This is a genomic window from Cohnella thailandensis (assembly GCF_014212135.1).
Taxonomy (GTDB): Bacteria; Bacillota; Bacilli; order Paenibacillales; family Paenibacillaceae; genus Cohnella; species Cohnella thailandensis.
This window is the reverse complement of sequence record NZ_JACJVQ010000012.1, coordinates 1-2,758: the sequence shown is the minus strand read 5'-3', so window position 1 is coordinate 2,758 and position 2,758 is coordinate 1. Positions and strand designations below refer to the sequence as shown.

Genomic DNA, 2,758 nt, shown 5'->3' with positions numbered 1-2,758 from the left:
AGGAGGCACACCAGGGGAACTGAAACATCTAAGTACCCTGAGGAAGAGAAAACAACAGTGATTCCGTCAGTAGCGGCGAGCGAAAGCGGATTAGCCCAAACCAGGGAGCTTGCTCCCTGGGGTTGTGGGACGTCTCACATGGAGTTACAAAGGAGCAGGTTAGGCGAAGAGGTCTGGAAAGGCCCGGCATAGAAGGTAAAAGCCCTGTAGCCGAAAGTCTGCTCCCTCCGAGACGGATCCCGAGTACCGCGGGACACGAGAAACCCCGTGGGAATCCGGCAGGACCATCTGCCAAGGCTAAATACTCCCTGGCGACCGATAGCGAAGCAGTACCGTGAGGGAAAGGTGAAAAGCACCGCGGGAGCGGAGTGAAAAAGAACCTGAAACCGTGCGCTTACAAGAAGTCAGAGCCCGATCTAGGGGTGATGGCGTGCCTTTTGTAGAATGAACCGGCGAGTTACGTTTACGTGCGAGGTTAAGTCGGAGAGACGGAGCCGCAGCGAAAGCGAGTCTGAATAGGGCGATTCAGTACGTAGGCGTAGACCCGAAACCGTGTGATCTACCCCTGTGCAGGGTGAAGGTGAGGTAACACTCACTGGAGGCCCGAACTCACAAGCGTTGAAAAGCTTGGGGATGACGTGGGGGTAGGGGAGAAATTCCAATCGAACTCGGAGATAGCTGGTTCTCCCCGAAATAGCTTTAGGGCTAGCCTCGAGGTTTAAGCATCGTGGAGGTAGAGCACTGATTGGGTGCGGGGCCCGCCAAGGGTTACCAAGTCCAGTCAAACTCCGAATGCCATGCATGTATACTCGGGAGTCAGACAGCGAGTGCTAAGATCCGTTGTCAAGAGGGAAAGAGCCCAGATCATCAGCTAAGGTCCCCAAGTGTGTGTTAAGTGGGAAAGGATGTGGAGTTGCGAAGACAACCAGGATGTTGGCTTAGAAGCAGCCACCATTTAAAGAGTGCGTAATAGCTCACTGGTCGAGTGACTCTGCGCCGAAAATGTAACGGGGCTAAACACACCACCGAAGCTATGGCATGTACCTATGGTACTTGGGTAGGGGAGCGTTGAATGCGGGTTGAAGTCAGACCGGAAGGACTGGTGGACTGCATTCAAGTGAGAATGCCGGTATGAGTAACGAAAAGACAAGTGAGAATCTTGTCCGCCGAAAGCCTAAGGGTTCCTGAGGAAGGTTCGTCCGCTCAGGGTAAGTCGGGACCTAAGGCGAGGCCGAAAGGCGTAGTCGAAGGACAACAGGTTGAAATTCCTGTACCACCGTAAGCCGTTATGAGCAATGGGGGGACGCAGGAGGGCAAGAACGCAGACTGATGGATTAGTCTGTCCAAGCAGTAAGGGGTGTGTGTAGGCAAATCCGCACACTAATACCTTGAGCTGTGATGGGGAGGGAAAATAACAGTACCGAAGGTTCCGTGCTCACGCTGCCGAGAAAAGCCTCTAGCCAGGCGATGGTGCCCGTACCGCAAACCGACACAGGTAGGCGAGAAGAGAATTCTAAGGCGCGCGGAAGAACTCTCGTTAAGGAACTCGGCAAAATGACCCCGTAACTTCGGGAGAAGGGGTGCCTCGGTAGGGTGAATAGCCCGAGGGGGCCGCAGTGAATAGGCCCAAGCGACTGTTTAGCAAAAACACAGGTCTGTGCGAAGCCGTAAGGCGAAGTATACGGGCTGACGCCTGCCCGGTGCTGGAAGGTTAAGAGGAGCGGTTAGGGGCAACCCGAAGCTGTGAATTGAAGCCCCAGTAAACGGCGGCCGTAACTATAACGGTCCTAAGGTAGCGAAATTCCTTGTCAGGTAAATTCTGACCCGCACGAATGGCGTAACGACTTGGGCGCTGTCTCAACGAGAGATCCGGTGAAATTTTAGTACCTGTGAAGATGCAGGTTACCCGCGACGTGACGGAAAGACCCCATGGAGCTTTACTGTAGCTTGATATTGAACTTTGGTACGGTCTGTACAGGATAGGTGGGAGCCTAAGAAGTCGGAGCGCCAGCTTCGATGGAGGCGACGTTGGGATACCACCCTGATCGTATCGGAGTTCTAACCTGTCACCATGAAACGGGTGAAGGGACCGTGTCAGGCGGACAGTTTGACTGGGGCGGTCGCCTCCTAAAGCGTAACGGAGGCGCCCTAAGGTTCCCTCAGAATGGTTGGAAATCATTCGAAGAGTGCAAAGGCATAAGGGAGCTTGACTGCGAGACCTACAAGTCGAGCAGGGACGAAAGTCGGGCTTAGTGATCCGGTGGTACCGAATGGAAGGGCCATCGCTCAACGGATAAAAGCTACCCTGGGGATAACAGGCTTATCTCCCCCAAGAGTCCACATCGACGGGGAGGTTTGGCACCTCGATGTCGGCTCATCGCATCCTGGGGCTGAAGTAGGTCCCAAGGGTTGGGCTGTTCGCCCATTAAAGCGGTACGCGAGCTGGGTTCAGAACGTCGTGAGACAGTTCGGTCCCTATCTGTCGCGGGCGTAGGAAATTTGAGAGGGGCTGTCCTTAGTACGAGAGGACCGGGATGGACGCACCGCTGGTGTACCAGTTGTTCCGCCAGGAGCATCGCTGGGTAGCCAAGTGCGGGAGGGATAAGCGCTGAAAGCATCTAAGCGCGAAGCCCGCCTCAAGATGAGATTTCCCAGTACGTAAGACCCCTGGAAGAACACCAGGTTGATAGGCTCGAGGTGTAAGCACGGCAACGTGTGCAGCTGACGAGTACTAATCGGTCGAGGGCTTATCCTAATC

1 rRNA gene is annotated in these 2,758 nt (G+C 54.7%); it reads left to right on the top strand.

Features of this window, described 5'->3' with window-relative positions:
- A 23S ribosomal RNA gene (locus H7B67_RS14110) occupies positions 1 to 2,755 on the top strand; the annotation flags it as partial.
- Between the last annotated feature and the right edge of the window lie 3 nt (positions 2,756 to 2,758).